General features: G+C 38.5%; 6 protein-coding genes, 1 pseudogene and 1 other annotated feature. All 7 genes and pseudogenes read right to left on the reverse strand.

Annotation, left to right across the window (positions count from 1 at the left end):
• Positions 1-39 precede the first annotated feature (39 nt).
• A protein-coding gene (locus L650_RS0121745; protein WP_223230517.1) for an IS3 family transposase occupies positions 40-1,259 on the reverse strand; the annotation gives its coding sequence in 2 pieces (ribosomal slippage) (positions 40-971 and positions 971-1,259; 1,221 coding nt in all).
• Positions 865-981, reverse strand: a sequence feature (AL1L pseudoknot). (Overlaps the previous gene by 117 nt.)
• Before the next feature lie 47 nt (positions 1,260-1,306).
• Positions 1,307-2,301, reverse strand: a pseudogene (locus L650_RS23975) (IS481 family transposase).
• Positions 2,302-2,701: 400 nt separating this feature from the next.
• Positions 2,702-3,106: a helix-turn-helix transcriptional regulator gene (locus L650_RS23980; protein ID WP_223230620.1), complete on the reverse strand. Its 405-nt coding sequence runs from the start codon at positions 3,104-3,106 to the stop codon at positions 2,702-2,704.
• A 460-nt stretch (positions 3,107-3,566) separates the two neighbouring features.
• On the reverse strand, positions 3,567-4,268 hold the full coding sequence (locus tag L650_RS0121775; protein ID WP_029774385.1) for a hypothetical protein: 702 nt from the start codon (positions 4,266-4,268) through the stop codon (positions 3,567-3,569).
• Between the two features lie 816 nt (positions 4,269-5,084).
• Positions 5,085-5,624 carry a recombinase family protein gene (locus tag L650_RS0121780; RefSeq protein WP_029774386.1) on the reverse strand — a complete coding sequence of 180 codons (540 nt, stop codon included), beginning with the start codon at positions 5,622-5,624 and terminating at the stop codon, positions 5,085-5,087.
• Between the two features lie 141 nt (positions 5,625-5,765).
• Positions 5,766-6,080 carry a hypothetical protein gene (locus L650_RS0121785; RefSeq protein ID WP_029774387.1) on the reverse strand — a complete coding sequence of 105 codons (315 nt, stop codon included), beginning with the start codon at positions 6,078-6,080 and terminating at the stop codon, positions 5,766-5,768.
• Between the two features lie 42 nt (positions 6,081-6,122).
• Positions 6,123-7,340, reverse strand: a protein-coding gene (locus L650_RS23985) for an IS3 family transposase (protein ID WP_128081048.1) whose coding sequence is annotated in 2 segments (ribosomal slippage) — positions 6,123-7,006 and positions 7,006-7,340 — 1,219 coding nt annotated over the 2 segments. Because the reading frame shifts where the segments join, the coding sequence is not laid out codon by codon here. This gene is flagged as partial in the annotation.

A 7,340-nucleotide genomic window follows, 5' to 3' on the forward strand; every position in this document is an offset into this window, starting at 1 on the left:
TGAATCGCCCCGAGTTCATCGGAGACCAGTTTGTTTAAGTCAGGCCACTTTACCTGACTCGTTTAAATTATCATAGTAGTCTGTTTCATATTGAGCTGGTGAAATATACCCAATTGAAGATAATAAGCGTTGATTATTAAACCAATTGACCCACTCTAACGTTGCGTATTCAACAGCATCAACATTCTTCCACGGGCCATTTCTGCGAATAATCTCTGTTTTAAATAATCCATTTATTGTTTCAGCCAATGCATTGTCATAAGAGTCACCCACACTGCCTACAGACGCTTGAATTCCAGCTTCAGCAAGTCGCTCAGTGTATCGTATAGACAAATATTGGCTGCCTCTGTCGCTGTGGTGAATTAACCCTTCGGGGTTGCCACGATGCCAAATAGCTTGCTCTAACGCATCAAGAATAAGCTCTGTGTGCATTGTCGTTGATACACGCCAACCTACAATGTATCGTGAAAAAACATCTATCACGAAAGCGACATAAACAAACCCACTCCATGTGGCAACATAGGTGATGTCAGCTACCCAAAGTTGATTTGGCTGCTCAGCAGTAAATTGACGATTAACTAAATCAAGTGGCTTATCTTGTTGCTCGTCAGGTATCGTTGTCTTATGTGCTTTACCCCGACGAACACCTTGAATTCCCATAACTCGCATCAATCGTTCGACTGTACAGCGGGCGACTTGATGGTCGTCAAGCTGTAGCTGCTTCCATATTTTTCTTGCACCATAAACTGACATATTATCCTCCCACACTTCGCGAATGAGTATTATCAGCTCAGCATCACGCTTTTTGCGGTTAGACAGTCGCTCAGGCTCTCTTTGTATCTGTTTATGAGAATAATACGTTGATGGTGCAATCGGCAATTCCTTGCAAATTGACTCGACACCGTAATGCTCTCTGCAAGCATCAATAAAATCCACTATTACTTCTGTTTGCGGTCGAGCTCCGCTTGGGCGAAAAAAGCGGCAGCTTGCCTCAGGATATCATTCGTTCGCTTGAGCTCTTTATTCTCGCGCTCTAAGACGGCAAGGCGTTCTTCAGTTGATTGCGTATTAGAAGAGGGTTTAGACGGTTGAGCTTGAGATTTCTTGACCCATGCTCTAAGTGTTTCTGGGGTACATCCCAGTTTATCTGAAATCGATACTAGCGCAGCCCAAAGAGAAGGGTATTCATGCTGTTGTGTGGTAACAAGCCTAATTGCACGTTCACGAAATTCTGATGTATAGCGATTTGATTTTTTCATAGTTCCAGTTTCTCAAGTTATTGAGTCTCTGGCAAACACGGGGCGATTCATAATGTTTCTAGTGGTGCTCTACCACAGCACATTTTGCTCTGATGAGTTCGGTCGTTATTGTAGTATTTTATCCATTCGTCTAGGTCCATTTGTAACTCATCTAGTGAGTTATATAGCTTCTTACGAAACGTCACTTGATAAAACTCTTGTAATATCGTTTTGTGAAAGCGTTCGCATATACCATTCGTCTGAGGCGACATAGCCTTTGTCTTTGTATGATTCGATATCATTAATGGCTAAGTAAAGCTGATAATCGTGATGCTCAACCTTACCGCAATATTCAGTGTCTATATCCGTGAGTATACGTAGCATAGGAAGCTCATATTGTTCAAAATATGGCAGGACTTTATCGTTGAGTATGTCAGCCGCAGTGGTGGGTGTTTTAGTCGTATAAAGCTTAGCAAAAGCCACTTTGCTGTATGTGTCGATAAATGTCTGCTGGTAAATTCGACCAACGCCTTTAAATTACCAACGTAGAATGTATCTTGCGAGCCAAGATAGCCTAGATGGGCTGTATCAATTTCACCACAAACCTCATCCTCCTGCCTTTTCTTTTCAAGCGCTGCAATTTGCGCGTCAGTAAGGATAATTCCATCATCAGCGACTTTTTTCTCTAACGCCTTCAATCGCTTTTTAAAGTTTTCCAAGTCGTGACGCAACCAAATTGAACGTCCCCCACTGGCAGAGACAAACACTCCTTGCTTACGCTATTCGTTGCTTGTTCGAGCTTGCCCGTGAGCTGGAAACTCAATAGCGTAAGCCACTACTGACTTTTTAGTTTTCTCATCGACACGATTTTTAGATTATCGCCTCTACGACTTTTATCAATAAGTGCGTCTAGCCCGCCTCTATCAACAAGTTCTTTATAGCGATAAAATGTATCTCTGGATGTTCCCATTACTTTGCAAGCTTTGGATACATTACCAAGTTCTTCAGCGAGATTAAGTAAACCTGCTTTGTGTTTGATGATTGGATTGTTAGTATGAAGCATGAGAGTTACCTCTTAGTTTGCTTTGATTTAAAGATTTGACACCTTAATCAAAACGGGTAACTCTCAATTTTTCAAATCGAAATGTCAGATCTTGTCTGAACCTAATACATTCTCAGGTTAGGATTCTAATATGCAGCAAACAGGTTTGCTTAAAGCAATCAACTTTCCAAGCACCAACTAAGAATATTTATGGTTTAATTTTCCCCATTATGTTGATGCCTGCGCTGATTAACAAAATCCCAATTATCCAACCTATTACTCCATAATCTAATAAACTAACCCCAAGGATTATCAGAAAAACTATCGCAATTATTTTTATCACAAACATTCCTTATTAAATTGATTCACAAAATAAATTATAACTATGCCACTGCATTTGGAAAGCACCAATGGTTTTTAGCTATTTGTTTACTCGTTCATTCTTAGAAGCGATTTTATTGCTTATCCAGTTTTGAATGTCTCCACGCCGCCATGCAACAGAACGTTCGGATAACTTAATACTCAATGGAAATTCAGAATTTTTCATAAGAGTGTATATAGTTGAACGGGATAGGCCAGTCATATTAATAACTTCTTCGCGTCTTACCAGATCGTTTGGACTTGTCGGGCGAAGTGAAAGTGTTTCGTTTTGTACTAACTCTTTTATTTGTTCATAGTTCGGTTGCTGAACATCATTACTTTTAATTAGTTTTTTAATGGAGTCAATTTGCCTAACGAGGTGCTGAAGTTCATAAATGGTATGCTTAGAGCGTAACTCTATATTATCGAGTAACATAACAATCGCTTTTTTATCTTTGGAATTCATGTCTATCACCAGCTATTAAAGAGACTTTAGGCTAGTAGTAAACAGTAAATGTGGCGATTTTCTCGTGCATTGATCGTGTATTTTGGCTCATTTTTTAAGAGTAGTAGAAATGTATTAAACGCTCTGAAGCCCTTTAAATATACGGTGTGCAGTAAAACTGTGGTTTGTAGTGTGTTGCTAGTGGGTGTTTAGAAGTAAAAAACCGCTGTAAGTCACGTATTTCGTGCTATACAGCGGTTTTAAAGTGGTGGGCTGGGGGGATTTGAATTTACCATGTATCATATTGTTATATATACACTTAACAAATTTAAAAAACACCTATTGTTACATTAGGTGTTACATCAATATCCTGCTTAAAATGCAACTGAACCCGCGTCCGAATATGAAATAAATTCATAATTATCAGGTTCTAATACTTCCTTTACCGACGTGTAAATCAAGTTTGATTAGTGTGAAATTCTTAATCGTCCATGCCTCCATTTTCCTCAATGACTTTTATTAGCTTAGAAATAGTTCGCTCGTACATTGTTAAGTCAAGCTCTTTAGTTTCTTCGTAACCATGTTTTTCTAAGTTCTTTATAACCAATTGAGCTAGGCTTACCGCTGCACTAAGAGCTTGAACAATGATATCCCGCTGAATAACTTTATAACTATTCAATTGCTCTGGGATATCGTAACTCAGGTTTTGCAATTCAAGTAGCAATACCCTTGCAGATTTCGCTACTTGGGTTCTTGGGTAATCCAGTATGTTATTTATTATATCTATGGCGGTGGAGCGAACTACATTACTTTGAGCTCTAATGCTCATGGCATTTTTATTTTGGATGCTTATCTCAAAATTGTCCTGTTGCTTTTCTTCAACTCTAATTTGCAATTCATTAGCCAACTTTCGGTTTACTTCCGCTTTTTCGTTTGCATCGGCTTGTAGTTTGTTGCTTTTTCCTTGTTGGCGTATTGTTATAATTACGCCTATAAATGACAAACACGCAAGTACAGGGCTAATTATACCGCTAAAAAAAGTTCCAAAGTGAGACCATGCCTCAGTTGTTCCACCGTAACCAAGCCCAAACTTCTCGTGCCATAAAAACAAAGGAACGCACAATGCAACGAGCAAAAGGCACATAACTAAAATGACTTTAATTATAATTAAAAACTTTTTCATACTATCCCATAAAATAAATGCACTAAGCGTAAATATAAACCTATTAATAATACCTTATTGCAACTCAGACTACTCGTGCAACAACATCATTTATATGAATGTATTCCCACTATTAAAACAGTGGGAACGCTTAAAGCTAGCACTGGGAACAAATAAGCCTATTATTTATTAATAAGTTAAGTTAAAAATTCCCACTTTCCCACTATTCCCACTGTAAAAGGCTGGTATCTGGTTCTCGCGCTCTATTTTACGTTATGAAGTGCGGCCATCAGTTAAGTTAAAGGTAATTTAGAGCATATTTATAAAACCCACTTGATGCTATTAGCACCATCAACAAAGCAATACTAAATAACTACAGCCGAAATAAAACAACTAGGTTAATGAATATCTATTCATTATTGGGTTTTTTACTTTATTTCACAGCTTACGTAAAAATCTCATTAAGGCGGCGGTGTTCGTAGCATTCCAATAGACTTTTACTATCCCCCCACTTATCACAGGCCAATAATAAGAATCGGAACCCCCCTATAGAAAATAGTAGCTGTTAAAAACTCGCGACATCTGCCTCGCATACATAAAAGCTTTTAAAGTACCTTGGAAAAATAAACTAATGAGCCTGTAGCCCTTGCCATGACTGGCATTGATATCTTACTACTGATAGTAAACCCGCACTACGATACAGGACAGGGGGAAAGGGGGTGGGAATAGTGGGAAAGTGGGAATGATTAACCTAAAGCATTGTTATTAAATAACTTAATCGTTCCCACTACAATGAATAGTAATTCCCACTCTAAATAAAGTGGGAATTTAATTTGATTAAGCTAACGCTCTTTGCACCGTAGATAACGCACAATCACATTGATTTGCTATCTTTCTAAGAGATAAGCCACCAGCTCTAAGTTCTCTTATTTCATCATGTAAGCTTATGTTTGTTGGCCGTCCTTTATATTTACCTTTAGCCTTTGCCTGTTCTACGCCTTCCAATTGGCGCTCTTTAATCATTGAGCGTTCAAACTGGTAAACACTACCCAGCATACTGAGCATTAAATCTTGCATAGGGTTGCTTTCACCAGTAAAGATTAAGTTCTCTTTGTGGAAATAGATTGATATATTTCGCGCTGTTAAACTCTTAACCAAAGTAAGTAAGTCCTCAAGGTTACGAGCTAACCGACTTATATCGTGAACATGAATTTCATCACCTTCACGAATATATTCAAGCATAGCGGCTAGCCCTTCCCTGTTGGTATCTTTACCAGAGCATTTATCTTCGAACACTTTATCTAAGCTTAGACCGCTTAATTGTCTATCTAAGTTTTGATCAACTGAACTAACTCGAACATACCCAACTTTTGACATGATAACCGTACCGTTTTAACTCTAAGATGCTAAGAGTATATAGTACCGTTATATAAAATCAAGCTTTAAACGGTACACCTAAAGTATTAAAGTGTACTCGTTGCTAACGTACCGCTTAGGGTATACTTAAATAAGTACAGGCTACCCCCCATAAACCTCAATGGTTGGAATATGATTTGTATAGCATTCAAACGTATCTACTAAATCACACGGAACAACATTCACACCATCAAGACAAACCAAACCAACCTTTTTAACCCCATTTAAACCATTACTATACTGACTATTAGATGGTGTTTTAACCGTTAACCACGCAATAAGCGGTATCGGTTTGGCCGTATGTGTGAAATTTGCAGCCCATCCTGTACCAGCAATTTCAGAAACAACGTTATAGTGAATATTTTCCACCAGCTTATAGGGCTGGTGGTTGTTAACTTGGTTTTTGCTTTCAGTCATGTGATTTCTCCGAATGTCCCGTCCTGAAATAGGTTGACGGTTTTAATGAAAGACTTGGTGCGAAAGCGCCAGGTCTTTTTTATGCACTTGATTTGGTGTTTTCATATCCAAACTTAAGTGCGGTCGCATTTCATTGTATATAAATATCGATTCTTCAACGAGCTGTTTTAACTCTGCCATATTGCGACATTTATACAGTAAAAACTCTTGCTTTAATATCCCGTTAATACGCTCTGCTAATGCGTTTTGATAACAGTCATACCCATCGGTCATCGATGGTCTAATGCCCTCTTTTAATAGCGCATTTTGATATACTTCAGAGCAATATTGTAAACCTCTATCTGAATGATGAATGGCATCACGTTTATATACGCGTTGCTTAATTGTCATTTCTAATGCTCTGACTACATCGGTTGCTTTCATTTCATCACTCAGCTCATAACCCATTATTTTTCGACTGTAAGCATCAGTGACTAACGATAGGTAATGCACGCCTTGCGCTGACTTTACGTATGTAATGTCACTAACGAAGACTTCCTCGGCCGCAGTAGGCATGTATTCCTTTAGTAAATTGGGATGCTTGCGCATCCAATGGTTACTGTTTGTTGTTTTAGTGTAATTTTTCTTTGGTTTTACAAGAAAGTCATGCTCTCTCAAATAATCAAAAAAACAATCACGACCTAGTTTAATGCCACGCTCTTGCAGGTCTGGCTTTATCATCAGATAAAGTTTCTTCCCACCAATACGAGGCATGAATTGCCGCCAGTACATCACTAATTCTTTGACTGGCTCCAATTCTTTATTCCGAGCATCTATTCTGCGCATAGCTTGATAGTAACCTTGTCGCGTTACGCCATATGCACGGCATAACGGAGTAAGCTTTATTTGATGGTTTTCTTTTGCGCGCGTGATAGCTCGGATATGTACTTTTTTCGCAAGCCCGCTCCATATTCTTCATCCATAATATTAATCATTTCATCTTTGATTAAATCCTTTAGGCGTAACTCTTCTATCTCGCGCTCTAAACGTTTAATTTTTTGTGCTGGGGTTTCTTTCGATTTAGGCATGTTGGCTATATAAGTTGGTTTAGACCAATCTAATTTACCATGTTTTCGCAGCCATACCAGAACGGTACTGCGGCCTTGAATACCGTAATGACTTTGCGCTTGTTTATAGGTGAAGTCGCCTTTTTCTACTTGCTCAACAATAGATAATTTAAAGCCTAATGTATAATCTCGCTGAGTACGCTTAACGTCTTTA

The organism is Pseudoalteromonas sp. TB51, assembly GCF_000498055.1.
GTDB lineage: Bacteria > Pseudomonadota > Gammaproteobacteria > Enterobacterales > Alteromonadaceae > Pseudoalteromonas > Pseudoalteromonas atlantica.